The organism is Streptomyces sp. YIM 130001 (genome assembly GCF_003574445.1).
In the GTDB taxonomy this organism is placed as follows: Bacteria; Actinomycetota; Actinomycetes; order Streptomycetales; family Streptomycetaceae; genus Streptomyces.
Genome location: NZ_KZ984550.1, coordinates 64,401 through 90,094, shown reverse-complemented (window position 1 = coordinate 90,094; position 25,694 = coordinate 64,401). Strand labels below are relative to the sequence as shown.

At 72.5% G+C, this 25,694-nt stretch carries 17 protein-coding genes and 1 tRNA gene; 10 read left to right on the top strand and 8 right to left on the bottom strand.

Annotated elements, in window-relative coordinates:
• Positions 1 to 76 precede the first annotated feature (76 nt).
• Both DSC45_RS05985 and DSC45_RS05980 read left to right on the top strand, forming a co-directional pair.
• On the top strand, positions 77 to 1,171 hold the full coding sequence (locus DSC45_RS05985; protein ID WP_240434519.1) for a sensor histidine kinase: 1,095 nt from the start codon (positions 77 to 79) through the stop codon (positions 1,169 to 1,171).
• The gene (locus DSC45_RS05980) at positions 1,168 to 1,818 is read left to right on the top strand and encodes a response regulator (RefSeq protein ID WP_119287842.1); all 651 of its coding nucleotides are present in this window, start codon (positions 1,168 to 1,170) and stop codon (positions 1,816 to 1,818) included. Before DSC45_RS05985 ends, DSC45_RS05980 begins: the two co-directional genes overlap by 4 nt.
• A 302-nt stretch (positions 1,819 to 2,120) precedes the next feature.
• Here DSC45_RS05980 and DSC45_RS05975 read toward each other — a convergent pair.
• Positions 2,121 to 2,193 (bottom strand) — tRNA-Arg (locus tag DSC45_RS05975).
• Positions 2,194 to 2,564: 371 nt separating this feature from the next.
• Between DSC45_RS05975 and DSC45_RS05970 the strand changes: the two genes are divergently transcribed.
• The 7 genes from DSC45_RS05970 (at position 2,565) to DSC45_RS05940 (ending at position 11,924) form a co-directional block, all read left to right on the top strand.
• Positions 2,565 to 4,193, top strand: coding sequence for a dynamin family protein (locus tag DSC45_RS05970; protein WP_119287839.1), 1,629 nt, complete (start codon positions 2,565 to 2,567; stop codon positions 4,191 to 4,193).
• 5 nt (positions 4,194 to 4,198) lie between these two features.
• The gene (locus DSC45_RS05965; protein ID WP_240434491.1) at positions 4,199 to 6,331 is read left to right on the top strand and encodes a GTPase; all 2,133 of its coding nucleotides are present in this window, start codon (positions 4,199 to 4,201) and stop codon (positions 6,329 to 6,331) included.
• A gap of 149 nt (positions 6,332 to 6,480) precedes the next feature.
• Complete coding sequence (locus tag DSC45_RS05960) at positions 6,481 to 7,113, top strand: single-stranded DNA-binding protein (RefSeq protein WP_119287837.1); 633 nt, start codon at positions 6,481 to 6,483, stop codon at positions 7,111 to 7,113.
• Between the two features lie 295 nt (positions 7,114 to 7,408).
• Positions 7,409 to 8,842 (top strand): Cys-Gln thioester bond-forming surface protein, encoded by a 1,434-nt coding sequence (locus tag DSC45_RS05955; RefSeq protein WP_119288391.1) that lies wholly within the window; start codon positions 7,409 to 7,411, stop codon positions 8,840 to 8,842.
• A gap of 291 nt (positions 8,843 to 9,133) precedes the next feature.
• Positions 9,134 to 10,798 (top strand): energy-dependent translational throttle protein EttA, encoded by a 1,665-nt coding sequence (gene ettA, locus DSC45_RS05950; protein WP_119287835.1) that lies wholly within the window; start codon positions 9,134 to 9,136, stop codon positions 10,796 to 10,798.
• A 2-nt stretch (positions 10,799 to 10,800) separates the two neighbouring features.
• The gene (locus tag DSC45_RS05945) at positions 10,801 to 11,229 is read left to right on the top strand and encodes an acyl-CoA thioesterase (RefSeq protein ID WP_162929144.1); all 429 of its coding nucleotides are present in this window, start codon (positions 10,801 to 10,803) and stop codon (positions 11,227 to 11,229) included.
• Positions 11,226 to 11,924, top strand: a complete 699-nt coding sequence (locus DSC45_RS05940) for a DUF8010 domain-containing protein (protein WP_240434490.1) — start codon at positions 11,226 to 11,228, stop codon at positions 11,922 to 11,924. The genes DSC45_RS05945 and DSC45_RS05940 overlap by 4 nt, the downstream gene beginning before the upstream one ends.
• 320 nt (positions 11,925 to 12,244) lie before the next feature.
• On the opposite strand, the gene DSC45_RS05935 is transcribed toward DSC45_RS05940, so the two are convergent.
• The 4 genes from DSC45_RS05935 to DSC45_RS05920 all read right to left on the bottom strand — a co-directional run bounded on the left by DSC45_RS05935 (position 12,245) and on the right by DSC45_RS05920 (position 20,059).
• Complete coding sequence (locus DSC45_RS05935) at positions 12,245 to 13,267, bottom strand: ABC transporter ATP-binding protein (RefSeq protein ID WP_119287832.1); 1,023 nt, start codon at positions 13,265 to 13,267, stop codon at positions 12,245 to 12,247.
• A gap of 127 nt (positions 13,268 to 13,394) precedes the next feature.
• Positions 13,395 to 16,124: an FtsX-like permease family protein gene (locus tag DSC45_RS05930; protein WP_119287830.1), complete on the bottom strand. Its 2,730-nt coding sequence runs from the start codon at positions 16,122 to 16,124 to the stop codon at positions 13,395 to 13,397.
• A gap of 1 nt (position 16,125) precedes the next feature.
• A complete protein-coding gene (locus DSC45_RS05925) occupies positions 16,126 to 19,404 on the bottom strand; it encodes an FtsX-like permease family protein (RefSeq protein ID WP_240434489.1) in 3,279 nt (1,092 codons plus the stop codon).
• Positions 19,405 to 19,654: 250 nt separating this feature from the next.
• Positions 19,655 to 20,059: a globin gene (locus DSC45_RS05920; RefSeq protein WP_119287829.1), complete on the bottom strand. Its 405-nt coding sequence runs from the start codon at positions 20,057 to 20,059 to the stop codon at positions 19,655 to 19,657.
• A gap of 196 nt (positions 20,060 to 20,255) precedes the next feature.
• Between DSC45_RS05920 and DSC45_RS05915 the strand changes: the two genes are divergently transcribed.
• Positions 20,256 to 21,281, top strand: a complete 1,026-nt coding sequence (locus DSC45_RS05915; RefSeq protein WP_119287827.1) for a methyltransferase domain-containing protein — start codon at positions 20,256 to 20,258, stop codon at positions 21,279 to 21,281.
• A 105-nt stretch (positions 21,282 to 21,386) separates the two neighbouring features.
• Here DSC45_RS05915 and DSC45_RS05910 read toward each other — a convergent pair whose 3' ends face one another.
• The 3 genes from DSC45_RS05910 to DSC45_RS05900 all read right to left on the bottom strand — a co-directional run bounded on the left by DSC45_RS05910 (position 21,387) and on the right by DSC45_RS05900 (position 25,663).
• Positions 21,387 to 22,742 (bottom strand): FHA domain-containing protein, encoded by a 1,356-nt coding sequence (locus DSC45_RS05910; protein WP_119287825.1) that lies wholly within the window; start codon positions 22,740 to 22,742, stop codon positions 21,387 to 21,389.
• 110 nt (positions 22,743 to 22,852) lie between these two features.
• Entirely contained in the window at positions 22,853 to 24,190 is a 1,338-nt protein-coding gene (locus DSC45_RS05905) for a vWA domain-containing protein (protein WP_119287823.1), read from the bottom strand.
• Positions 24,191 to 24,334: 144 nt separating this feature from the next.
• The gene (locus tag DSC45_RS05900; RefSeq protein WP_205571271.1) at positions 24,335 to 25,663 is read right to left on the bottom strand and encodes a PP2C family protein-serine/threonine phosphatase; all 1,329 of its coding nucleotides are present in this window, start codon (positions 25,661 to 25,663) and stop codon (positions 24,335 to 24,337) included.
• Positions 25,664 to 25,694 lie beyond the last annotated feature (31 nt).

Below are 25,694 nucleotides of genomic sequence, written 5' to 3'. Positions count from 1 at the left end.
ACGGCTGCCTGCCTACGCTGCACAGGTGAAACGGGAACAGAGCCACGGATGGGCCGCGTACGGACGCTATGGCCTGGTGGTGTTGCTGACACTGGCCACAGTCCAGAACACGGCATCGAGCGTCGGCGGCCATTACGGCGGTATCCGCACCGCGGCGGCGCTCGGGTGCGGGCTGGCCCTTCTGCTGCGGCAGGGGCCCTGGTGGCTTGCGCCGGCTCTCACGACGGCGGCTGCGGGCGTGTGGGGATGGCCCGTGCTCCCGCTGCTCCTGCTGGCCCTGTTCGACCTCGCCGCCCGCCGCCGCACCCTGGCAGCCGTGGTCTGCTCGGCCGTGGCGCTCACCGGCAACGCCGTCCTGCACCCGGCGGTTTCCCTGTGGAGCCCGCAGCCCTACGGCTCGGCACTCTTTGTCCTGCTGGCCGTGGTCGCAGGGCTGTGGATGGGCAACCGGCGTCGCCTGGTTGAGGCGTTGGACGCGCAGGTGGAACACCTACGGACCGAGCGGGAGTTGAGGGAGCAGGCCGCACGGATGGCGGAGCGGTCCGCGATCGCGGCGGAGATGCACGACGTGCTCGCTCACCGGCTCAGCCTGATCGCCCTGCACACGGGCGTCCTGGCCACGAAAACGGATGCCTTGCCGGACCCCGTCATCGAACGCCTCGGCCTGCTGCGTACCGCCTCCACCGAGGCTCTGACCGACCTGCGCGACGTTCTGGGCGCCCTGCGTACCGACACCTCTGCCGCCACCGATCCGCCCGCACCGGCCCTGCGCGATGTGGAAGAGATGATCGAGCAGGCCCGAGCGTCCGGACAGGTCATCCACGCGATGGTCGAGGGCAGTTCGGAGCAGGCTCCGGCGGCACACCGGCTAGCCGTCTATCGGCTGGTCCAGGAAGCATTGACCAATGCACGCAAGCACGCCCTCGACGCGCCTGTCCGCGTCCGCATCGACTACGGGCCGCCCGCCACCCTGATCGAGACCACCAACCCTCCCGGCACCAGCCTCCGCAGCGCTCCGGCAGTCCCCTCCGGATTCGGCCTCATCGGTCTGCGCGAGCGGGTCGAAGCATTGGGCGGACACTTGAACGCCGGTCCGGGCGGCGCCGGGACCTGGCGTCTGTCTGCCCGCATCCCCCACCCCCTCACCGAACAGAACGGTTCCCGCAAGTGATCCGCGCCATGGTCGTCGACGACGACGCCCTCGTCCGCCTCGGACTGACCGATCTCCTCGACAGCGACGACGCCATCGAGGTCGTAGCCCAGGCCACCGACGGCCTCCATGCCACCGAGCAGGCCACCGCCCACCACATCGACGTCGCCCTGGTCGACGTCCGCATGCCCCGCATGGACGGCATCACCGCCACCCGGCGGTTGCGCGCCCTGCCGCAGCCACCCAAAGTCATCACTCTGACCACGTTCGACCTCGACGAGTACGTCTACGACGCATTGGCCGCAGGCGCCGACGGGTTCCTCCTCAAGGACACGGACCCCGCCGAAATTCTGCGAGCCGTCCATCTCGTCGCCGCCGGCTCGGCCATGCTCCACCCGACCGCCGCCCGCCGCCTCATCGATCGCTACCACCACACGGGCCGCCCTCAGGCCACTCGGGCCCAATCCCGCATCGCCCCGCTCACCCCACGGGAAAAGGACGTCCTGGCGCTGCTCGCCGAAGGGGACACCAACGCCGACATCGCGAAATCCCTCGGCATGCAGGAGAGCACCGTCAAATCCCACGTCAGCCGCATCTTGACCACCCTGGGCGTCACCAACCGCGTTCAGGCCGCTCTCCTGGCCCGTGACGCCGGCCTCACTCCCTGAGACTCCTGCCGGCATCACCCCCCCCCCGTGTGCCTACGAGCCCGTCCGGGCTGTTCTCGGACCACGCGCGGGGCCCGGCCGGGACGCTCCACACGCGGTGCACGCACCGACAACGAAAACCGGGACAACCGGGCTACGTCGCCGGAACCACACCGCGCCTCCGCTGACCTGCGCATGTCGGCTGCAACCTGGAGCGGCGCCAGAGTGCGCGCCCCACGGGGCGCGCAAAGAACTGTCTCAATCTGCAACCGAACGCGGCTTCGGCCGGCACCTTCCCGCGCAACGACCAGCCGCAGGCTGAGTGCCCCCGGCAGGACTCGAACCTGCGGCCAAGCGCTTAGAAGGCGCCTGCTCTATCCACTGAGCTACGGGGGCCGGTTGTGGCCGGGGCCCGGAGTCCGTGTGGGCGGTTCCGTGACCTTTGCCGGGACAAGGATAGGGCTCTCGGGTCCTCGTCCCGCTTGCCGCGCCTCCACGGGGCGATGTGGAGGTCTCGTGAAGCGGTCCGATAATTGCAGGCGGACGCTCGGCGTGCAGTGCTTTTCGCGCCTCACGCGCCGGGTGTTGTGCACTCGTTATGCCTGCGTCCCATTCGGCGTGCTCGCCCCAAGTGGCACAAATATCTGGTCGACGGCTTATGCGTTCGATGGGTCCGATGTGGCCTGGAGTGTCACCTCTTTCGGTTCGTCGGCGCGCAGAGGGCTCATATCCTTCAGAATGTCAGCAAAATTGGGCATTCTTCGCATGTGGTGACCTTGGACGTACGGCCTCAGCTGCTCGACGCACTCTCCGCCCTGCGCGACCGTGTCGCCGCCGCGCGCTTTCCCCTACCCCTCCCGGGCGCCGCACGCGCCCGCGTCAACCGGGAGGAGCTGTTGTCGCAGCTCGACGACTACCTGGTGCCGCGGCTGCGACAGCCCGAGGCGCCGCTGCTCGTGGTGATCGGCGGTTCCACCGGCGCCGGCAAGTCCACGCTGATGAACTCCCTGGTCGGGCGGCAGGTCAGCGAGGCGGGAGTGCTGCGGCCGACGACGCGTACGCCCGTGCTGGTGTGCAATCCGGACGACCACCATTGGTTCGTCGGCACCCGCGTACTGCCCGAACTCACCCGCGTATGGGCGCCTCAACAGGACGCGGAGCGCGAGACGAAGAGCGGGCGCAGGGGCGGCCGCGAGCGGGGGGCCGAGGGCGCGGAGGGCGGATCGCTGCGCATCGAGACCGCGGCGACCATGCCCCGCGGCCTGGCGCTGCTCGACGCCCCGGACATCGACTCGCTCGTCGCCGACAACCGCAAACTCGCCGCCGAGCTCATCTGCGCCGCGGACGTCTGGGTCATGGTGACCACCGCCGCACGTTACGCCGACGCGGTGCCCTGGCATCTGCTGCGTACGGCGAAGGAGTACAACGCGACTCTGGTCAGTGTTCTGGACCGGGTGCCGCACCAGGTCGTCGGCGAGGTGTCGAAGCAGTACGGGGCGTTGCTCACCAAGGCCGGACTCGGCGAGGTGCCGCGCTTCACCGTGCCGGAGCTGCCCGAGTCGGCGGGTGGCGGTGGGCTGTTGCCCGCCACCGCGGTCGCGCCGTTGCGCGCGTGGCTCACCCACCGGGCACAGGATCCCGCCGCACGGGCCAACGCCATGAGTCGCACCGCGCGCGGGGTCATCGACTCGCTCAAGGGCCGGCTCGCCGAACTCGCCGGTGCCGTCGCGGTGCAGAACGCCGCCTCGCTGCGGCTCACCGGAGTCGTGGAGGAGGCCTACGAACGGGAGCACGCGCGCGTGCGGGGTCGTCTGCAGGCCGGCGCGGTACTGGCCGGCGGCGCCCTCGGGCGCTGGCGCAGCTACCCGCTGGACTGCACCGCGGGTGAACTCCTCGACGCCGTCATCGACAGCCTCGTGACCCTCCTGGTGTGCGGAGTCTCCTCGGCGGACCAGCGCATCGACGAGGCCTGGCGGTACGAACCAGCCGCAGACGCCCCCGGCCTGACGGGCCGGGACCCGGACGCGGAAACCGTGGAACACCGCATCGGTCTCGCGATGCGCCGCTGGAGCCGTGTCATCGAGGAGTACGTCGAGGAGGAGGTGCGCGGCCTCGAGAACCCACCGGACACCGAGGTGGTCACCGCCCTGCTCGTCACCGCCCTGCTCGGCGGCCGGCGGGCCCGCCAGGCGGGCGAGACGCTCGCCACCCGCATCGGGGCGCACGGTGCGCTGCGGCTGCGCGACCGCGGCGGCCGGCTGCTCACCTCGTACGTCGAGAAGGTGCTGCAGGCCGAACGCGACCGCAGGCTCGCCCCGTTCGACGGTCTCGACGTCCATCCGGAGACGCAGGCGGAACTCATCGCCGCGCTGTCCGTACTGCAGAAGGAGAGGTGACCTCGGTGACGGCCATCACTGACCACACCGGAGGCCAGGAGCCTGCCGAACCGTCGCGGGCGGACGGGCGCGAGGACGCCGGCCGGACGGATGCGGAACGGTCCCGGGCGAACAGCGGCCACGCGCGCGTGGCTCGTGAAAACACCGACCACGCGCGCGTGTCGGCCGATGCGGACGCTTCCCCGCGATCCCGTCGCCGGGGGCTGCGGCGCGGCGACTCGGAGCGGCAGGAAGCCGGTGGGACGGGTCGGGCGTCGGCGGACACCACGCACCCGCGCACCGCGGACGCCGCCGACGGACGGGTTGCACGAGAAGCCGATCGAGGCGCACAGCAGGCCGAGCGCGGTGAGCGCAACTGGGACGACGGGCTGATCGCTCGCCGGGTCGGAGACCATGAGGAGCAGGACCACATGGCAGAGGACGACGACCAGCGAGTCGTACCCATGACGTACGACGAATCCCTGCGCGCCCGGCTCGACGCCCTGCGCGAGCTGGTCGGCCTGTCCCGCACCAGGCTCGACGGGGCGACTCTGGCGGAGGCCGGCCGGGTCCTCGACCAGGCCGCCGCCCGTCGTGAACTGTCGGACCGGCACACGGTCGTGGCCGTCGCGGGCGCCACCGGCAGCGGCAAGTCCACCCTGTTCAACGCCCTCGCCGGCGTCACCATCTCCGACACCGGGGTACGGCGGCCGACCACCGCAGCGCCCCTCGCCTGCAGCTGGACGGACGGCGCGGCGGGCCTGCTCGACCGCTTGGGGATCCCGGGTCGGCTGCGGCGCAGGCCGGTGCAGAGCGCCGGGGCCGACATGAACCTGCAAGGGCTCGTCCTCGTCGACCTGCCGGACCACGATTCGGCCGCACCCGAGCACCGCGAACACGTCGACCGCATCCTGACCCTGGTGGACGCCGTGATCTGGGTGGTCGACCCGGAGAAGTACGCCGACGCGATGCTCCACGAGCGCTATCTGCGCCCGCTCGCCGGGCACGCCGAGGTCTCCTTCGTCGTCCTCAACCAGACCGACCGCCTGCCCGGTGACGCTGCCGACCAGGTGCTCGACGATCTGCGCCGACTCCTCGACGAGGACGGCATCGCGCTCGGCGAGTACGGCGAGCCGGGGGCCACCGTCCTCGCGTTGTCCGCGTACACCGGCGACGGGGTCGACGAACTGCGCGAATCACTCGGGCAGTTCGTGGCCGCGCGGGGCGCTGCCGCTCGCCGCATCTCCGCCGATCTGGACGCCGCTGCGGCCCGGCTGCGTCCGGTGTACGCGGCGGGGCGGCGGGTCGGACTCAGTGAGCGGGCGCGTGAGGAGTTCAACGACCGGCTCGCGGAGGCGGTCGGTGCCACCGCGGCCGGCGAGGCCGCCGAACGCGCCTGGCGGCGCAGCGCGGGTAAGGCCTGCGGGACTCCGTGGCTGCGGTTGTGGCGCTGGTACGACGCCAGCCGCTCGCCCGGTTCGGTGCGACGCGAGGTGGCTCCCGTCGACGAGAAGGCGACGGCCCGGCAGCGCGTCGAACAGGCCGTACGGACCGTCGGCAACGAGGCGGCGGACGGGCTGCCCGGACCCTGGGGGCAGGCCGTGCGGGACGCGGCCGAGAAGGGGGCGCACGGACTGCCGGAGGCGCTCGATGAACTGGCCAAGGACGCCGGAGCTCCGGCCCGCAAGCCCCCACGGCCCGGCTGGTGGCCGATCGCCGTACTGCTGCAGGCGATGATGACGCTCGTGCAGATCGTGGGCGGCGGCTGGCTCGTCGGCCAGATCATCGGCGTCGTGGAGCCGAACCTGTGGCCGCCCGTACTGCTGATGATCGCCGGAATCGTCGGTGGGCCCTGCGTCGAATGGTCGTGCCGGATGGCCGCGCGAGGACCCGGGCGCCGCTATGGACTGGAGGCGGAACGCACGCTGCGGGAGGCGGCGGCGTCCTGCGGCCGGGCCCGGGTGCTCGATCCGGTGGCGGCCGAACTGCTCCGGTACCGGGAGGTGCGCGAGCAGTACGTACGGGTCACCGGGGTGGCCGGGCCGGGTGAATCCGCAGGCAGCGGCGGGATGTTGGGGTCGCTCGGGAGGTCGGGTCCGGCGCGCGGACGGGGGCGTACCTCCTCGCGGGTGAGCGAGTTGTCCACAACCGGCCGGTAATCCACAGGCTTCAGCGGGCTCGTCCCGTCGGGTGCAGTCTGAGACGCGAGTCGACGACAGCAGCCGTACGGGACGGGCCCGTACGCCTGTCGCGCCCCTTCGGCGGGCGCATGTGGCCCGCGGGGGTGCGGGCAGTGGGGAGGGGCGAGATGAACGAGACGCTGGTGACCTTGATGGGAAATGTGGCCACGACGCCGGTGTACCGCGAGACCGGGTCGGGTTCGGTGGTCCGTTTCCGGCTCGCGGCGACATCCCGGCGCTGGGACCGCGGGCGTGGCCTGTGGGCGGACGGGCACACCAACTTCTTCACGGTGTGGGCCTGGCGGAACCTCGGGGCGAACGTGGTGGCTTCGGTGGCGTTGGGCGAACCACTGGTGGTGCAGGGGCGGTTGAAGGTGCGCCACGAGGAGCGGGAGGGACGGCGCTGGATGTCGGCCGACGTCGAGGCGGTCGCCATCGGTCACGATCTCTCCCGCGGTACGGCCGCCTTCCGCCGGTCGCCCAGGGGCCGGCCGACGATGATGGCGGACAGTGCGGGGCATGTGGGGCCGCACGTCCCCTCGGTGCCGGAGTCCGATCCGGTGTTCGCGCCCGATGAGCGGGAGATCCGGGAAGCGCAAGGGGCGGGTCAGCAGCGGGTGCCGCGTTCGGGGGCCACCGGGCCGCAGCCGGATCTGCCGGACGGAGCGGGGCGATTGCGGCCCGTGCCGCCCTCGGGGGAGGGGACCGGCGAGCTGCCGCAGGCCCTGTTCGAGGTCGAGACGGTCGACGTGCGGGCGTGAGGTCGGCGTGGTGGGGTCGGTGGCGGAAGGTCAGAAACCCCTGGGTGGCATGGATTTGTCGACTCTCCGGCCTTGTGACGCCGTAGGCGATAACGATTCCGATTCGGATCTGTTGTCGGATGAGATCACTGCGTCGGGAGAGGTCGGACGTCCTTAGGATGCCGGGCGTAGCTCACGGGCCAGCTGTTCTGCCGACGGGACCTCGCCCCCGGTGAACGAAGTGAACAGGTCCTGCCTTGAGGGGAATTCTGTGTATTTCGCGCTTACGTCGTCCCGTACGGGACGACGTCGCTCCATACGTCCGGCCGTCACGGCGCTGCTCGCCGGAGGCCTTGTGCTCTCGGCGACCACCGGGGCGGCCGCGGCCGACGGTGAGCCGCAGCGCCAAGGGGGAGCGACGGCGACCCTCGACGGCCTGAAGACGTACGGCCAGGCGACGGTGGTCGAGGGCGGCGTGGAACGCCGGGTGCCTGCCGGGCTCTTCGAGATGGCCGTGGACGACGGCGGCACTCTGCGCACGTACTGCGTGGACATGCAGAGCCCGACGCAGAAGGACGCCGAGTACCAGGAGACGCCCTGGTCCGGGACGTCGCTCGGGGCCAACGCGGACGCCGGCAAGATCCGCTGGATCGTGCGGAACTCCTACCCGCAGGTGAACGACCTGGCGGCGCTCGCCGAGAAGTCCGGTTCGGGCAGCCTCACGGAGCAGACCGCGGCCGCCGGCACGCAGGTGGCGATCTGGCGCTACTCGGACCAGGCCGACGTCAAGGCCGTCGACCCGCACGCCGAGAAGCTCGCCGACTACCTGGAGAAGACCGCCCGCAAGCTGCCCGAGCCCAAGGCGTCCCTGACGCTCGACCCGCCTGCCGTTTCGGGCCGGCCAGGAGAGCGGCTCGGCCCGGTCACGGTGCACACGGACGTGGCGAGCGTGGACGTGGCACCCGCGGGCGACGCCGCGGCCAACGGCGTACGGGTCGTGGACAAGGCGGGGAAGCCGGTCGCAACGGCCCGGGACGGCGGGCAGCTCTACTTCGACGTCCCCTCAGGCGGATCGGCCGGATCTGCGGCGCTGCAGGTGCAGGCCTCCACCAAGGTGCCGGCCGGCCGCGCCTTCGCCTCGGGCACCCGCAGCCAGACGCAGATACTCGCCGGCGCCAGTGTGTCGACGGTGTCCGCCGAGGCCACCGCGAACTGGGCGGACGCGGGCGCGATACCGGCCGTCAACGCGCGGGAGAACTGCGCGGCGGGGGGCGTGGACATCACCGCGAGCAATCCGGGTGACGAGGCGTTCACGTTCGAGCTGATGGACGAGACGTACACGATCGGTGCCGGCGAGACGGAGACGGTCACCGTCCCGCTGCAGGAGGACCAGGCCTACGACTTCACCGTCACCGGTCCGCACGGAATCCAGAAGCGTTTCACCGGCGTACTCGACTGTCTGACCGTGTCCGGGAGCGGCGCCGGCGACATCGAGCCCGCCTCGGAACCGAGCCCGGCCTCGGCCGGCGGCACGGCGCTGTCCGGCGCGGACGAGGACCTCGCGGAGACCGGCGGGTCGAACGCGACGCCGTTGATAGGCGGCATCGCGGTGGCGCTGCTCCTGGTCGGCGGAGCCGTCGTCTTCCTGCTGCGCCGCAAGCAGGAAGAGGAGACCGACACCGGGACCTCGGCGGCGGACCGCAGCGGCGACGGCCAACTCGACGAAGGCGGCAGCGGAACGGACGGCTGACCCCGGCGGGGGCGCTCCGGGCGAGGCCGGCGGCGCCCGCGCGGGCCGGTGCGGGTCCGTGCGCTGCAGGCGGTCACAGTAGGTGACTTGACCGTCACCGGCGGACGCGGGGAGGGTCGGAGGGTGGCCCTCGGGCCCTACTGGTTTCCCCCGTGGGGTGGCTGTCAGGCAAGATGGGTCTATCTGCCTTGACGCGGCGGACCTGCCCGCCCCTCGGGGCGGCGGCGGGTCCGCAGGTCAGCGGCGGAGTCGCACCATGTCCACTGTCAGTTCACTGCCGGACGGTTTCTCTTGGCTGAGTACATCTACACGATGCGCAAGACGCGCAAGGCGCACGGCGACAAGGTCATCCTTGACGATGTCACGCTGAGCTTCCTGCCCGGCGCGAAGATCGGCGTCGTGGGCCCGAACGGCGCCGGTAAGTCGACGGTGCTGAAGATCATGGCTGGTCTCGAGCAGCCGTCGAACGGTGACGCGTTCCTCGCCCCGGGATACAGCGTCGGCATCCTGCTGCAGGAGCCGCCGCTGGACGAGGAGAAGACGGTCCTGGAGAACGTCCAGGAGGGCGTCGCCGAGACCAAGGGCAAGCTCGACCGGTTCAATGAGATCGCCGAGCAGATGGCGACCGACTACACCGACGAGCTCATGGAAGAGATGGGCAAGCTCCAGGAGGAGCTCGACCACGCGAACGCCTGGGACCTCGACGCCCAGCTCGAGCAGGCCATGGACGCGCTCGGCTGCCCGCCCGGCGACTGGCCGGTCGTCAACCTCTCCGGTGGCGAGAAGCGTCGCGTCGCGCTGTGCAAGCTGCTGCTCGAAGCGCCCGACCTGCTGCTCCTCGACGAGCCCACCAACCACCTGGACGCCGAGTCCGTCCAGTGGCTGGAGGCGCACCTCGCCAAGTACGCCGGCACCGTCGTCGCCATCACCCACGACCGGTACTTCCTGGACAACGTCGCGGGCTGGATCCTCGAGCTCGACCGCGGCCGCGCCATCGGCTACGAGGGCAACTACTCCACGTACCTGGAGAGCAAGCAGGCACGTCTCAAGGTCGAGGGCCAAAAGGACGTCAAGCGCGCCAAGCGGCTCAAGGAGGAGCTGGACTGGGTCCGCTCCAACGCCAAGGGCCGGCAGGCCAAGTCCAAGGCCCGCCTCGCGCGGTACGAGGAGATGGCGGCCGAGGCCGACAAGATGCGGAAGCTGGACTTCGAGGAGATCCAGATCCCGCCGGGCCCGCGCCTGGGCAGTCTCGTGGTCGAGGTCAACAACCTCAGCAAGGGCTTCGGCGACAAGCTGCTCATCGACGACCTGTCCTTCACCCTGCCGCGCAACGGCATCGTGGGCGTCATCGGTCCGAACGGCGCGGGCAAGACCACGCTGTTCAAGATGATCCAGGGCTTCGAGACGCCGGACTCCGGCGAGATCAAGGTCGGCGACTCGGTCAAGATCTCCTACGTCGACCAGTCCCGCGGGAATATCGACCCCAAGAAGACGCTGTGGGCCGTCGTCTCGGACGAGCTGGACTACATCAACGTCGGCCAGGTCGAGATGCCCTCGCGGGCGTACGTCTCCGCGTTCGGCTTCAAGGGCCCGGACCAGCAGAAGCCGGCCGGAGTCCTCTCCGGCGGTGAGCGCAACCGGCTGAACCTGGCGCTCACCCTCAAGCAGGGCGGCAACCTGCTGCTCCTCGACGAACCGACCAACGACCTGGACGTCGAGACCTTGTCCTCGCTGGAGAACGCGCTCCTCGAGTTCCCGGGCGCCGCGGTGGTCGTCTCCCACGATCGCTGGTTCCTGGACCGCGTCGCCACGCACATCCTGGCGTACGAGGGCAACTCCAAGTGGTTCTGGTTCGAGGGCAACTTCGAGTCGTACGAGAAGAACAAGATCGAGCGGCTCGGCCCGGACGCCGCGCGTCCGCACCGTGCCACCTACAAGAAGCTGACCCGGGGCTGAACGTGCGTCACATCTACTCCTGCCCCTTGCGCTGGTCGGACATGGACGCCTTCGGGCACGTCAACAACGTGGTCTTTCTCCGGTACTTGGAGGAGGCGCGTATCGACTTCATGTTCCGGCTGGCGCCGGGGGACGGGTCGCCGTCCTTCTCGGGCGGGTCCGTGGTGGCCCGGCACGAGATCGACTACGTACGGCCGTTGGTGCACCGGCACGAGCCGGTGACCGTCGAGTCGTGGGTGACCAAGATCGGCGCGGCCTCGCTGACGATCGCGTACGAGATCAAGGACCCGGACCAGGTGTACGTCCGGGCCGAGACGATCGTCGTGCCGTTCAACCTCGAGGCGCAGGTGCCGCGGCGGATCAGCGCGGAGGAGCGGAAGTTCCTCGAGGAGTACCGCGACGGCGGGACGCCGGAGGCGCTTGCCGCATGACGGCGTCGATGCCGCCGGTGCGGTTCGCCGATGCGGGGGAGGCGGCGGATGTCGCCGCCTTCCTGGCCCGGCTGATCCACTACGACAAGGCCGCCGCCGTCCGTCTTCAGGCGGGGGGCGGCGCGCTCGCCGTGTTCGGGCGGCCGGCGTCCTTCGAGGTGCTCGCGGTGCGGACCGCGAGGCTCGCGGAGTTCGCGGGGGAGCGTGCGGTGGAGGTCGATGTGACGGTCTCCGCCGGGGAGTTGCTCGAGTCGGTCGACGAGGGCGCCGCGACCGCGGTGGTGCCGTCCGCCGTCACCGGGCCGCCGTGGGCGGGTGTTCTGCCGCCGAAGGGCGGCTGGGAGCGGGTGCCGGGGCTGCCTTCCCCCGCGGGGGTGCTGCGGTCCGTGCGGGCCGCGGTGGCGGAATTCCGGGCGCGGGTCGAGGAGTTGGAGCCCGCGAAGCGGACGCGGGGAGAGCTCGATCGGATCGGGACAGAGGTGTGGTCCCGGCCGGTGGGGGATACGGAGCTGCCCGTGCGGGCTGCGCACGCGGCTCGGGTTCTGGGTTTCCTCCGGGACGAACCCGGCGCCGGGGCCGGTGAGTTGAGTCTCTGGGCTGCCGGTGCGTGGCTGCGGTTGCGGACTCCGTACGGGGCCGTGGTGGTGCGGGCTTCCGGGCCCGGTGGGGGATTGGGAGTCATGCCTCGGGGGTGAGGCCTCCGTATGGGGATGATGCCGCTGACCTCGCGCTTTCACCGTTTCTCGGACTCCGCCCTGCCCCGAGTCTGAAGTCCCGGACGGGCTGGGGGCGAACCGGCAGCGGGCGCTGGGCAACCTCGGGGGACCCGAAAGCCCGGACTGCACACGGCGTTTGACCGGACCGCGCGTCGACGGTCTGCGCCGTCGACCGGCCCGGGCGCGGGCACGTGAGTCGTCGAGTCCTCAAGCGTCCCTCGAGTCCTCAGCCGTCCCTCGAGTCCTCAGCCGTCCCTCGAGTCCTCGAGTCCTCAGCCGTCCCTCGAGTCCTCGAGTCCTCAAGCGTCCGGTGAGTCCCGGGTGTCGTCGGGCCAGATGCCGATGTGGTCGGATTCGAGCTCCAGGAGGACCCGCTCCCGCATCGTGAGGGCCTCGGTGTAATCCGCGGGGAGCTGCAGGCGCCCTGCGCGGTCGAGCATGGCGTACTCGCGGGCCACCACCGACTCCTCGCCGGTGGCGGCGTCCACCTGGGTGCGGCGCAGCACCTCGGTCGAGGTGCGGCCGTCGCGGATGGCGACGGTGCGGCGGACCTGGTCGGCGACGGCCTGGTCGTGGGTGACGATGACGATGGTGGTGCCGAGCTCCTCGTTCGCTGTACGGAAGGCGGCGAAAATGTCCTTCGCGGTGGCCGAGTCCAGTTCGCCGGTGGGCTCGTCGGCGAGCAGTACGGCCGGTTCGTTGGCCAACGCCACGGCGATCGCGACTCGTTGCTGCTGACCGCCCGAGAGCTGGTGCGGCCGGCGGTCACGGCAGTCGGCGACACCGAGCAGTTCGAGCAGCTCCCCCGCGCGGGCGCCGCGTTCGGACGTGGACGTACGGGTGCCGCGCAGTTGCATGGGCAGGGCGACGTTCTGGATGCCGGTGAGGTACGGGAGCAGATTGCGGGCGGTCTGCTGCCAGACGAAGCCGACCGCCTCGCGGCGGTACCGGAGTCGTTCCTTCGCGCCCATGGCCAGCAGGTCGTGGCCCGCGACCGACGCCCGGCCCGCGGTGGGCACGTCGAGCCCGGCCAGTACGTTCATGAGTGTCGACTTGCCGCTGCCCGAGGCGCCGACCAGCGCCATCAACTCGCCTTCGGCGACCAGGAGATCGAGGCCCTGCAGGGCCTGCACCTCCACCCCGTCGGTAGTGAAGACACGGACCAGACGGTCACAGGAGATGAGGGCGTCCCGGCCGTACACGGGACGGTCCCGGTCCGCGGCGGCCCGCCGCTCGAGGTCGCCGAGGGTGGTCGCGGTGGAGGCGTTCGTCGTGCCGGAGGCCTCGGCGGAGCCGTTCGTCGTGGCGGTCGGGTTCTTCACGTCGTTTCCCTTCTTCTCCGTCGGTGAACGGGGCGGCCGAAGCGCAGTTGAGGTCCCTTGGCCGGGTGGCCGCGGCTTCCAGCCCGAGCTCCGGGCCACGACCGTGCGTCCCTCCGCACCCGAGTCGTCACCCCGCATCACCCGCCCGCAGTTCCGTCGCCGCCGTGCGGCGGGCCGTCCACCACGCCTGCGCGAGCGAGACGGCGACGGCCAGGCACAGGACCGCGCCGGCCGGTGCCAGCAGTGACCAGGGATCCGTACGCAGGCGGGCGGTGGCTAGGTCGTCGAAGCCGGAGGCTGCCGTCAGGGCGAGACGTTCCAGATCGATCCCGGGAGAGAGCAGGGCGATCGCCGACCAGCCGACGAGGGCGCCGCCGCAGGCCGCCAGCAGCGACTGCGGCAGCGATTCGAGTACCAGCAGGCCGCGGGCCTGCCGCCGGCCGAGGCCCATGGTGCGCAACCTGGCGAGCAGCGCGGTGCGTTCGGGCGCGGCCTGCAGCAGCGACAGCAGTACGGCGAGCACCGCGTACCCCGCACCGGCCAGGACGGCCGCCGTGTACATGCGCTCCGCTCCGGACTGCAGCGGTGAGTCGGACAGCCGGGCGCGCTGCTCCGCGCGCACCTCCACGCCGTTGTTCCCGCCGGCATCGCGCACCGTGCGCCGCAGCGCGGCCGTGTCGATGCCCGAACCACTGCACAGAAGCACCGAGTTGGTGAGATACGGAAGCTGACGGCCGTCGATGAGGAGGAACTCCCCGACGGGAGCGGCAGGCGTGCCGTCCCGCACTCCCGTCACCCGGGCCGTGAACTCCCCGGCAGGCATCCGGAAGCTGTGCTTCCCGGAGCCGAGGCGCTTGGCCACACCGGGCGAGGCGAGCGCCGGCAGCGCACCCGAACGGGGCGCCGCGAGCTCGTCCGCGGCGAAGGCGCCCAGCCCGGCGTCCCTGCTGACCCGCGCGTACGTGTCGGGGGTGACGGCGATCAGGGTCGCGCCGGAGCCGTCCGGAAGGTCGAGATTGGGGTCGACGTGCACGGCGGCGACCTCGTCCAGCCCCGGCACCTCGCTGAGTTCGGTGGTGAGTTCGCCCGGCAGCGGAGTTCCCGGACCGCTCACCCGCACATCCGCGCCGACCGCGAGCAGCGCCGCGCGATCCCGGGCCCCGTCGGCCCCGGCGAGCACCGAGCCGCCGAACGCGGCCGTCGCCAGCGCGGTGAGCAGCGCGAGCAGCGGCAGCACCTGAGTGCCCCTGACCCGCCCCGCCCGGGCGAGCGCCACGAACCCCACCAGGCCACGACGCCGCGCGGACGGCCGCGCCACGAACCGCAGCACCGGCGGGTAGAGCCGTACCAGCAGCAGCGCGGCGATCACTGCGAGCAGCACCGGCGCGGCACTGACCAGCTGATCGGCGGACCCGGACCCGGACTTCGTCCCGCGCTGCCGCAGGGCGACCACCGCGAACCCGGCGAGCACCAGCAGCGTCAGTTCGGCGACCGTACGCCGCCGGGACGGCCGTGCGGTGACCAGATCCGGCCGCCCCTGGTGGGTACGGGGCCGGCGGTGCGCGACAACGGCCCGTACCGGCAGCGCGAGCACCGCACACAGGGCGACCGCGGCAGCCCCGATCACGCTCGGCCCGGCACGCCCCTGAGGCACCGCCACCATCGCGAGCAGCAGTCCGACGGCCGCCGCCGGCAGGACGACCACCGCGGTCTCCGCGCCGAGCCGCCCCGCGATGCCGCGCAACGAGCCGCCGCGCGCACGGAGCAGGGCCAGTTCGCTGTCGCGGCGGGCGACGGCGAGTTCGGCCGTCATCAGCAGGACGACGAACGCGACGGCACCGATGCCGAAGGCGGCGACCGCGACGATCGGTGTCACCGCGCCGCGGCGGTCGCGGAACTCCTCGAGACTCACATCGATGTCGGAGCCCAGGCGCGCACTGTCGTTGACGACGGTGCGCAACTCCGCGAGAAGCGGACCGTGTTCGAGCGAGGCGACGCGCTCGCGCAGCGCCGGCTCGTCCTGTGCGGTGAGCTCGGCGGTCAGCGGTGGCAGCCGCCAGTAGATCTGCGGAGTCTGCTCGATACGGGCGAGAACGGGACCCGCCTCGGGCGCGATCAGGAGCGCGGCGTGCCAGTAGTGCTTGGGCGGATTTCCGCCCGGCTCCGCGGTCAGTTCAGGGGTGCGCAGAACCGGCTCGTACGACCACCAACTGCCCTTCGGCTGCCGAGGTTCCACGATGCCGGTGATCTCGAAGGCGACCTCCTCAGCCCGTAGGTCCGGCAGGTGGACCACCGAACCGACCTTCAGGTTCAGGGTGCGAGCGGTCTCCGCGGTGACCGCCGCCTCGACGCGGTCGCTGCGCGAGCTGACGCCGTCGCCCTCCGGCAGCCGGCCGTCCCGCAGCCGACTGTGCTTGCCGGTCTCGTCCTGCGCGTTGACGGTGAAACGCGGTGCGAGGCCCTGCGGACGGGGCAGTTCCGGGTCGGGCGACTCCTTCGGACGGAACGTCTCGGCGCCGTACGCCGTCTGGGAACGGTCCGGCGACAGCGGTGCGGGGATGATCGCCGCGATTTTCGGCAGCCGCTCCCGTACCTGCGCGGGCCGCAGGTCCCGTTCACGGGCCTCGCGGTCGAGCTGGGTACTCGCGGCGTCCGTGGACAGCTCGAACGTGGTGCGCGCCGCGCCCGCCGAATCCAGGGTGTCCCGCAGCGCCGAGCTCTCGTAGGTGTCCGTACCGCGCGGAAAGGCGGCCGCGAGGAAAGCGGTGACGAGCACGAGCAGGAACAGCGCGACCGCCGGCAGGGGCGCGGCGCGCAGCCGGGTGCGGACCCACGGGGCGACGGAGTGCGGGCGCATGTCAGCGGCCCCCTTCGTGACGCAGGGACACCGCGGGATCGCCCCGGCGCAGCGCCAGGCCGGCCACGATCAGGAGCGGTACGGCCGCCACGCCCACCAGGAGCGCCACCATGCGCCCGACGGGCAGCTCCACCAGGACCGACGGCACGGGCTGTGCGGCGTCCGGGGTGAGCACGATCAGTGGCACCACCGCCCGGGTGAGCAGGGCGCCGAGGGCCACGCCGACGAGCAGCGCGAGGGAGACGAGCAGGCCCTGTTCGACGGCGATCAGCCGGGCCAGGCGTCCCGGCGGAGTGCCGAGCGCCCGCAACACCCCGAATTCCTGGGCCCGTTCCCGCAGCGACCCCGCCGCACTGACCGCGAAGCCGACCGCGGCCAGTGCGGCGGCGGCCACCGCCACCGCGAGCAGCGCCGACTGCGGTCCTGCGCCGAGCGGGTCGTCGCGCAGCTCGTCCGCGATCTCGGAGCGGACCTGGACCTGTTCGGGGTCCGTGTCGGGGCGTTCGCGCAGCTCGGCGGCGACACGGTCCGCGTCGCCCGGCGCCGTGTGCAGCCACCACTCGGTGGGCGCGATGCCCAACTCGCCCTCGGCCACCAGGGCTTCGTTCACCGAACGGAGGTCGAGGAGCAGTCCGCCGCCGTCCCCGCCGGCGTCTCTCTCGCTGTCCGCCGCCATGGTCGGCAGGCTGTCCACGCCCTTGACGACCTCGACGGGCACCGTACGGCTGCCGAGCGGCACCTCGACGGTGGCACCCACCTTCGCCCCGCTCGACTCCAGGAAGCGGGTCGTCGCGACCGCGGCCGGCCGCTCCGCCTTCTCCCGCTCGGCCCCGATGTGCACCTGCCGGCGCGGGACCTCCCAGCTCGGATCCTCCGGGCGTACGGAACCGGTGGTGTACGTGACCGCTGCCAGCCGGTCCGAGCCGGTGGCCGTACGCAGATCCTCGGCGGCACGCTGCGCCGCTCCGGACGCGTTGGAGGAGGTGACGGCCTTCGACTTCCAGGCGAAGTCCTCGGGCGGCGCCATGTCTTCGGCCCTGCCGCCCGGCTCGGTCGCGGCGCGAAGACCCGAGACCGTGAGCCGGTGCTTCTCGCTCGGCCCGCGCGGCAGCGGCACGGAGAGATCGATTCCGGTCAGCCGCAGCCGCCCCGGCACATCGCCCGTACCGATGTCCGCGGACAGGGTGCGGGTGCGGCCGTCGACCGGCAGATCGCCGAGCCGCAGCTGGTGCGTGGTGCCGTGCCGGTCCTCGAGGGACGCGGTCAGCGCGGCGTCGCCCGTACGGCTGCGGCCCTCGCCGGTCACCGACGTGCGCGCGTCGAACTCGAGCCGCCGGGTGCCTTCGGGCAGCGCGATCCCGGGGGAGTGCGACCGCTTGTCGGCCAGTGCGCCGGCCAGCTCGCCGGGGCTCGCCAGATCGTCCCGGATCAGCATCCCGGCGGCGGCGCCCCGGGTGTCGAGCGCGAGCACCGTCGCGGAGCGGTTCTGCGACAGCTCCATGGAGGAGCGGGCGCCGGGCGCCGCCGAGCGCACCCCGTCGGCCGATCCGTAGATCCCGCCCTGCTCCAACTGCGCGGCACGGCTGCTCAGTACGCGGATCTCGGTGCCGGCCCGGAAGTCCGCCTGGTCCTCCTGCGAGCGGTCCCAGGAGGCGCCCTGACCGATCGCCAGCATGCCCATCGCCACCGCGAGGACGAGCAGGAGCACCGGCCCCGCGCCCCGCAGCGGGCGCCGGCTGAGCTGCCAGGCGGCCAGGGCGGCGGGCAGACCGCGGCCCTTCGCCGCCCGCCGTTCACCGAGCCGGGCGGCGGGCGGCAGCAGGCGCAGGGTGAGCACGGTGCCGGCGAGCAGGGCGAGCGCGGGCGCGGCGACAAGCAGCGGATCGACACCCGACGAGGCTTCGCCGCCCCCCGCCCCCGACGTCTGCCGGTCCAACTGCCAGTACGCCACCGCGGCGATCACCACGAGCCCGGCGTCCGCGCCAGCCCGCAGCGGAGCAGGCAGCGACTTGGCGCGTACGGCGCGGCGCGGCGAACCCGCGGCGGAGAGCGAGGGAGCCGCCACGGCCAGCGCGCAGCCGAGCGCGACGAGCACGCCGACCAGCCGCACGGACCACGTCAGCGAGGTGTCGATGCGCAGCCCGATCCGGTCCAACGCGCCCTGACCGGCGAGCAGTTCGGTCAACGGCCCGGCGAGCAGCGGCGCGACGGCCGCGGCGGGCAGGGCGAGCAGCAGCGACTCGGCCGCCGCCAGCGCCGCGATGCGTCGTCGGGAGCCGCCGCGGGCGAGCAGCACCTCCGTCTCGCCCCCGCGCTCGCGGATGAGCAGACCGGCGACGAGGAGCAGCGCGTATCCGGCGAGCAGCACCAGCTGCAGGGCGACGATGAGCAAGGTCGAGCGGGACACCGACAGGGCGCGCTCGGCACGGTCGAGCACATCGGGCAGCGCGGTCTCGGCCGTGGCGCCCGCGAGCGCCGGATCCTTGCCGAGCCGTGCGGTTCCGCGGGCGGCCGCCTCGCGCAGCGCGTCGATCCGGTCCGTGGTGAGCGCGCCGAAGTCGGCGGTGGCGAGCCAGGACGTGCGGTCGCTGCTGACGCGGCCGGAGGCGAGCGCCGCCGGATCGGTGAGCAGCGGGCCGTACGTGGTGAAGTCGAGCCGGCGCACCCCGCGGCCGCCCAGCTCGTCCACCTGCCAGTACGCGTCGTCCGGATCGGCCGGCCGGTACACGCCGGTCACCCGGACCTCGAGCTTCGGTCCGTCGAGCCGGTCGGTGAGCGTCACCGTTCCGCCGCCCGGGCGCAACTTCAGCTGGGCGGCGGCCGCTTCGGGCAGCGCCACCTGGACCGGTCCGTCCGTCCCGGCCTGCGGCAACTCCCCGGAGACGAGCCGGATCCGGGAGCGGTCGAGCGCGGCGAGATGCGTGAGGTCCGGCTCGCTGCCGGGTGCCCGTACGGCGGACCGGGGGAGGGCGTACGGGCCGGAACGCTGCAGCGTGCGCACCTTCACGGGAAGCCCGTCGAAGGTGCGTGACGCCCCCTGGGCGACGGTCCGTTCGGCCTTCTCGAGCGCTTCCGGCGGTACGTCCGCGGAGACCTGCAGCGAGGCGGGCGCCGCGGAGCGAGTGGTGAGCGAGTGCCGCAGCGCCGCGTCGCCGATGGCACCGGAGAACGCGGCGAGCGTGGCGAGCACCGAGGTGGTCAGGAGCACCGCGAGCAGCGCGGCGACGAGCAGCAGACCGTGTGCGCGTGCGCGCAGAAAGATGAAGCCGAAGCCTGTCACTCGATCCCCTGTCCCCCTGGCCCCTGACAGCGCGATGCTTACAGAGGCAGGGGGCCGGGGAAACCGCCTGTGGGCAGAAATTGCCCGACTGTGACCGGAATCCGGGCAGCGGGGGCCGGTATGTGGGCGGGGAACGCCCGGGCTCTACGGACTCGTTCGGGTCGGTCCGCCGTGCTGCCGGTCCGCCGTGCTGCCGGTGTTCGCGGACCGTCGTGTGCTCGGACCCCGCCGCTCGCGGCCCGCTGCGGCCTCAGTCCGCCGTGTTCACCATCGAGGCCGCGGCGTAGGTGAGGTAGTTCCACAGGGTGCGCTCGTGTTCCTCGGACAGGCCGAGCTCGTCCACGGCCACCCGCATGTGTTTCAGCCAGGCGTCGTGCGCCGCGCGGTCGACCGCGAACGGTGCGTGCCGCATCCTCAGCCGCGGGTGTCCCCGGTTGTCGCTGTACGTGCGCGGGCCGCCCCAGTACTGCATCAGGAAGAGGGTGAGCCGCTCCTCGGCCGGGCCCAGGTCCTCCTCGGGGTACATCGGCCGCAGCAGCGGATCCTCGGCGACACCCTCGTAGAACCGGCGCACCAGACGCCGGAAGGTGTCCTCGCCGCCGACCTGCTCGTAGAAGGTCTGCTCCTGGAGCGTGCCGCGCGGAATCTCAGTCACGTGTCATGGCCTCACAGTCGCTCTGGCCGCCCCGGCAGGCCGCCGGAGCGTCCGGGGACCTCCCCCGGGTGCCGCATCTTCCATCGTCGCAGACGGCCCGGCCGAGTACGGATGACCTAGGTCCTGCCGGATCCGCGACCGGACCACGGCACCGCCCGCTCTCGCCTCCCGCGCCGCCGCGCAGGACAGTGGACATATGGATGCGCCGGAACCGGAAGGGCACCCCCCCGCGGGGACCGACGGCGGGGCCGAGGCGATCGCTGCGGCGGAGCGGGCGGCGATGGTGCGGTCCATCGAGGCCGACGGCGTCTTCGACGGCGATCCAGGATGGCGGGACGCCTTCGCCACCGTGCCGCGTGAACTGTTCGTGCCCTACTACTACGAAGCGACCGCGGCGGCCGCGGGCGGCTACGAGCGGCTCTGGGGCGAGGACCCGGATCCCGAACGGCGGGCCCGCTGGCTGCGCGGCGCCTATGCGGACGCCCCGCTGGCGACCCGGGTGCGCGACGGCGAACTCCTCTCCTCCAGCAGCCAGCCGTCCCTCATGGCGAGGATGCTCGTCGCGCTCGGCGTGCAGCGCGGCGAGGGCGTGCTCAAGGTCCTGGAGATCGGCGCAGGCCCCGGGTACAACGCGGCACTCATGTCCCACCGCCTCGGCGACGAGCACGTCACGACCGTCGACCTGGACCCGGACATCACCGAGTCCGCCCGCCGGCACCTCGCCGCGGCCGGCCGGCACCCGGCCGTCGTCACCGGCGACGGCGCCCGCGGCTGCCCGGGCCGCGCCCCCTTCGACCGCATCATCGCGACCTGTGCGCTGCCGGGCATCCCGCCGGACTGGCTCGGCCAGTGCCGGCCCGGGGCGCGCATCCTGGCCCCGCTCGCGACCGGACTGCTGCTGCTCACGGTGCACGACGCGGAGAACGCCGAAGGCCGCTTCCTGCACACGCCCGCGTACTTCGTGCCGCTGCGGGGCGGGAGCTCCCGCGCCGGGGACCGGCCGCGCGAGTATGACGGGCTGCCGCGCCGGGCGCTGCGCGAGGACTCGTTCCGCTTCCTGCTCGCCCTGGCGGGCGACAGCCTCGACCCGTACGAGGCGCTGGCCCTGTGGCGGCGTGGGGACCGGCCAGGACGTGAGCGTTACGGCGTGACGGTCGCCGACGGGAGCGCCCGCGCCTGGCTCGACGACCCCGCGGGCCCCGACACCTGGCCGCTGACCTGAGCCCGCGCCCCTCCAGCAGGCACCTCTCCGGAGACGGCAGAAGCCGCCCGCCGGTTTCCCGGGCGGGCGGCCTCTGCCGTGCTGTGCGGGTACGGCGCCGCTGGGTCAGCCGCGCCGGATGGTGATCGTCGTCCAGGCGCCCACATGCACCCGGTCGCCGTCCTGCAGCGGCACCGGCACGAACGGCTGGATCGGCTCCTCGCCGCCGTTGACGGTCGTGCCGTTGGTCGAGTTCTGGTCGACGACGGCCCAGGTGGTGTCCGGCTGCTGGACCAGAACGGCGTGCTGGTGCGAGACGCCCGGGTCCTCCGGCGGCACCGACAGATCGATGTCGGGCGACTCACCCGTCGAGTGCCGGCGGCGGCCGATGGTGATCTGGTTGCCGTCCAGCACCCGCTGCTGCTCCGGCGAGTAGGCAGGCAGGTTGAGCCCGGAGGCATCCGGGCCGCTGCGGTGCATCATCGCCATGAAGTACTCGCGATCCGGGCCGATCGTCGCCGACCAGGTCGCGGGCGCTTGGGCGTTGGGGAATCCGTGGCCGGTGTCGGGGAAGCCCTGACCGGCGTCCGGGAAGTTGCTGCCCGGGGCGTTCGGATCGGGGAAACCGCGGTGCTGGCTCTGCCCGTTCCCGTTCCCGTTCGGGTCGGGGAAGCTGCCGCCCGGGCCGTTCGGGTCCGGGAAACCGCCGCCAGGACCGTTCGGACCGGGGAAAGCGCCACCCGGGCCGTTCGGCTCGGGGAAGCCGTTCCCGGGGCCGCCGTGCTGCGGACCGCCGGGAGCCGGCGCGGTGGGTGCCGGAGCACCCGCCTGGGCGGACGGCGGCTGGATCATCCAGTCGTCGTCACCCGCCGGGGGGCCGGGCGGAGTCTGCTGCGGGTAGCCCGGCGGAGGCGCGGGCGGCCCGGGCTGCTGACCGCCCGGAGGCGGGAACCCGCCCTGATGCGGCGGAGGCGGAGGCGGCGCCTGCTGCCCCGGCTGTCCCTGCGGTCCCGAGGGGTGGCCGCCGCCCTGCAGCGGCTCCGCGGGACGGTTCATCTGCGAGGGGCGCGAGCTGGTGTAGTCACCGCCACCGGGCTGCTGCTGCGGCCCGCCACCCGGCTGCTGTGCCTGGAAGCCCGGCGGCAGATTCAGACCGGGCACACCCTGCCGCGGGGCGGCGGGCTGGTACGACGTCGCGGTGTTGGTGATGAAGTTCCACCGGCACTCCTCGCAGAACGGCGCGTTCGCCTCGCGGGGCGTACGGCACTGCGGGCAGAGCTCGGCCTGCGCGGGCGGCTCCTGCTGGGGGTAGCCGTAGCCGCCGGGAGGCGGTGGCGGTCCCTGCGGGTAGCCGTAACCGGCGGCAGGCGGTGGCGGGGGAGGTGGCGGCACGGCACCGGCGGGTGCACCTGCCATGCGGTGGCCGCAGACCTCGCACCAGTCGTCGGAACCCGACTGGTGTCCGTTCGGGCAGGTCGGCATGTCGGCGCTTCCCCCTCTCCTTCTCCGGCCCGGCGGGCCGCTGTCAGGTACCTCGCGGTACTGGGCGTGACGGTCGGTGACCGTGACGCCGCACTGCGTCTGCTCTTCGGTTACTTCTTCACCCGAACCGTCTTGGTGGACCGGGTTTCGAGAGTCATCTCGTCGGCCTCCGCGACCTTCGGCTTCAGTCGCACAGTACCCGCAGCGGCGTCGACCACGTCGACCACCTTCGCAAGCAGTTTCGCAGTGTCCGCGTTCCCGGAGGCGCTTGCCAACTGAACAGCACGGCCCAGTTTCGCGGTCGCCCCGTCGTCGTCACCGGACTTGCGCAGATCGAGGCCCTGCTGGATGGCCTGGGCCAGTTCCGCCTGCCCCGTGTAGTGCGCGACCTGCGGATTGATCGAGGTGGACGCGGCCATGTCGTCCGTCCACACCGCTCGTACCAGGCCCTGGGACAGCGCCTGCGAACTGCCGTCGGGCTGCGGGATCACCAGCGACACCCGGGCGGCCAGCATCTCCTGGCCGAGGTCGGCGTCCGGCACCGTGACGCAGACGTGGTAGTCGCGCGACTCGTCGCCCCACGAGCCCGTCGGATAGTCGCCGGCGCGCGGTCCCGACTCGGTGCGACGGTCCGTCAACTCCTCGACCGTGGGCGCCACTTGCTTGACGAACTTGATCTCCGAGCCCATCGGGGTCCACAGTCGCAGAGCGACGTCCGCGACCTCCTTGCCCATCGCGTTCTCCATCATCTGCGTGAAGTCCGTGGCGAGGCCGGCCGGATCCGCGACGATGTCGGCGGTGCCGAGCAGCGCCGAAGCGATCGCTGTGACTTCTTTCACTTCCCAGTCGGTGCCTACGCCCCGGGCGTCACAGGTGAAGCGGCCCGCACACGAGTCGAGCGCGGCCCTGAGGTCCTCGGGCGACTCGTGCTCGTTGCGCCCGTCGGTGAGCAGGATGCCGTGCCGGATCGATACGTCGGCGGTGGCGAGCAGCCGGTCCGCGAGCCGCAGCCAGGTGCCGATCGCGGTGCCGCCGCCCGCGCTCAGGGCACGCAGTGCGTCCTTGGCCTCGGCGCGGGTCCGGTCGTCGGCGACCGCGAGCCGCCCGACGCCCGGATAGACCTCCTTGGCGACGTGGGTGCCGCCGATCACCGTGAAGTGCACGCCGTCGCGCAGGGTGTCGATCGCGGCGGCCGTCGCGTCCCGTGCGTTGCGCATCTTGGTCGGCGGGTAGTCCATCGATCCCGAGCAGTCGACCATGATCGCCACGGCCGCGTCCGGGCCCTGACCCGCCGTGAGCGTACGGGCGGCCGTGCCTCCCACCGTGCCGCCGCCCGTCGACGTGACCGTGACGATCGCGCTGACCTCACGGCCGCCCTCGGGCAGATACTCGTTCTGGTACACCTCGACGGAGAACTGCGGAACGTTGGACTTCGAGAAGTTGGCCATGGATCCTGCTCCCCCTCAACTCTGCCCCGGGTCCCCGCGCGGCATCGCGCACAGGGCCGGTGGCAGTTACCTGATGACGTGACTGAGTGCGGTTGTGCTCCGCGCTGCTGACATGTGGTGGCGCTCCCCTGTCCCCCCTGGGCTTCAGGCCGATCCTGCCCCCGCGGGATGCACGGGGAACGGCAGCACCGCCACTGTTACGTTGTCGTGGCCCCCGCCGTCGAGGGCGTGACCGACCAGGACCTGGGCGCTGTGCAACGGCCGCTCCGCGGCGTCGGCGGGGATGGCGGCGGCCAACTCCTCGGCCGCCTCCGCGTAGTTCCACAGTCCGTCCGTGCACACCACCACTACACCCGGCCGGTCCGGCTTGAAGGAAGCGGTGTGCGGCTCCAGTTCGTACGCGTCCGCGCCGAGCCAGCCGGTGATGGCGTGCGCCCGCTCGTCCGCGTAGGCCTCCTGCTCGCCCATCAGGCCGGCCGCGACCATCTGTGCCGCCCACGAGTCGTCCTCGGTGAGCCGGGCGGCGGGCACCGAGCGGTCCACCGGGATCCAGTACGCGCGCGAGTCGCCGACCCAGCCGACGATGAGCAGGCCGCCCGCGACGACCGCACCGACGAAGGTGCACGCCGGGGAGTTCTGGTGCCGGTGCGGATCGTGCTCCTGGGCGTGCGCCGGATCGTCGGCGAGTACGTTGACCGCCTCGGCGGCCGTGACGATCGCGTCGTGCATGGCCTGCTGCGGGTGGGTGCCGCGCGGCAGGGCCGCGAGCAGCGACTCGTTGGCCGCCTGCGAGGCCGCGAGGGACGCCTCGTCGGGCCTGGACGACGAGGACACCCCGTCGCACACGATCGCCACGACCGCGGGTGAACCGTCGGGCAGCGCGGCCGAGGACACGGTGAACGCGTCCTCGTTGCGGTGGTGGCGCAGACCCCGGTCGCTGACCGCGGCCACCGCGCCCAACTCCTGCTCCATGTGGTCGCGTTCGCGCGGCTGGGCGTGCCCGCAGTGCTCGCAGTAGCCGTCGTCGTCCACCTGGCCGGTGCGGCAGGCGACACAGCGCTTGACGCCGGACGCGGCGCCCGGTTCCGGTGCGGCGGCGCGCGGGTCGGGCGCCGGCAGCGGGTACTCCTCGAACTGCGGCCCGTCCTGCCCGTCCGGTGCGGCGGGTGGCCGCAGGCTCGACGAGCGGGCGGCGGCGGGCAGTTCGGTGCCCGCCGAGTCCATGCCGGCGAGCTCGTCGGCGCGGTGTACGGGCGCCGGAGTGTCTGAGCTGTCCACCTCGGGCGCGGTCGGCCACTCCACCGAGGCGGAGGGGGCGGCGGGCCCTGCCGGCGCCGCGCCGTTGATGGTGACGGTCGGGTGGTCCACGGGCGGCTCGGGCACCTCCGAGAGGTTGTACCCGCACGCACCACAGAACAGGTCACCCGACTCCAGCGGCTCCTCGCAGCTGGGGCACGCGGACAACTGGTGCATCTGCGGCGTCACTCACTCTCACCTCGCCTCG

Bases quoted from the DNA above. Each gene is read 5' to 3' on its own strand.
- DSC45_RS05910 (WP_119287825.1), bottom strand. From the start codon at position 22,742: ATGCCGACCTGCCCGAACGGACACCAGTCGGGTTCCGACGACTGGTGC.
- DSC45_RS05900 (WP_205571271.1), bottom strand. From the start codon at position 25,663: ATGCACCAGTTGTCCGCGTGCCCCAGCTGCGAGGAGCCGCTGGAGTCG.
- DSC45_RS05915 (WP_119287827.1), top strand. From the start codon at position 20,256: ATGGATGCGCCGGAACCGGAAGGGCACCCCCCCGCGGGGACCGACGGC.
- DSC45_RS05940 (WP_240434490.1), top strand. From the start codon at position 11,226: ATGACGGCGTCGATGCCGCCGGTGCGGTTCGCCGATGCGGGGGAGGCG.
- DSC45_RS05930 (WP_119287830.1), bottom strand. From the start codon at position 16,124: ATGCGCCCGCACTCCGTCGCCCCGTGGGTCCGCACCCGGCTGCGCGCC.
- DSC45_RS05905 (WP_119287823.1), bottom strand. From the start codon at position 24,190: ATGGCCAACTTCTCGAAGTCCAACGTTCCGCAGTTCTCCGTCGAGGTG.
- DSC45_RS05960 (WP_119287837.1), top strand. From the start codon at position 6,481: ATGAACGAGACGCTGGTGACCTTGATGGGAAATGTGGCCACGACGCCG.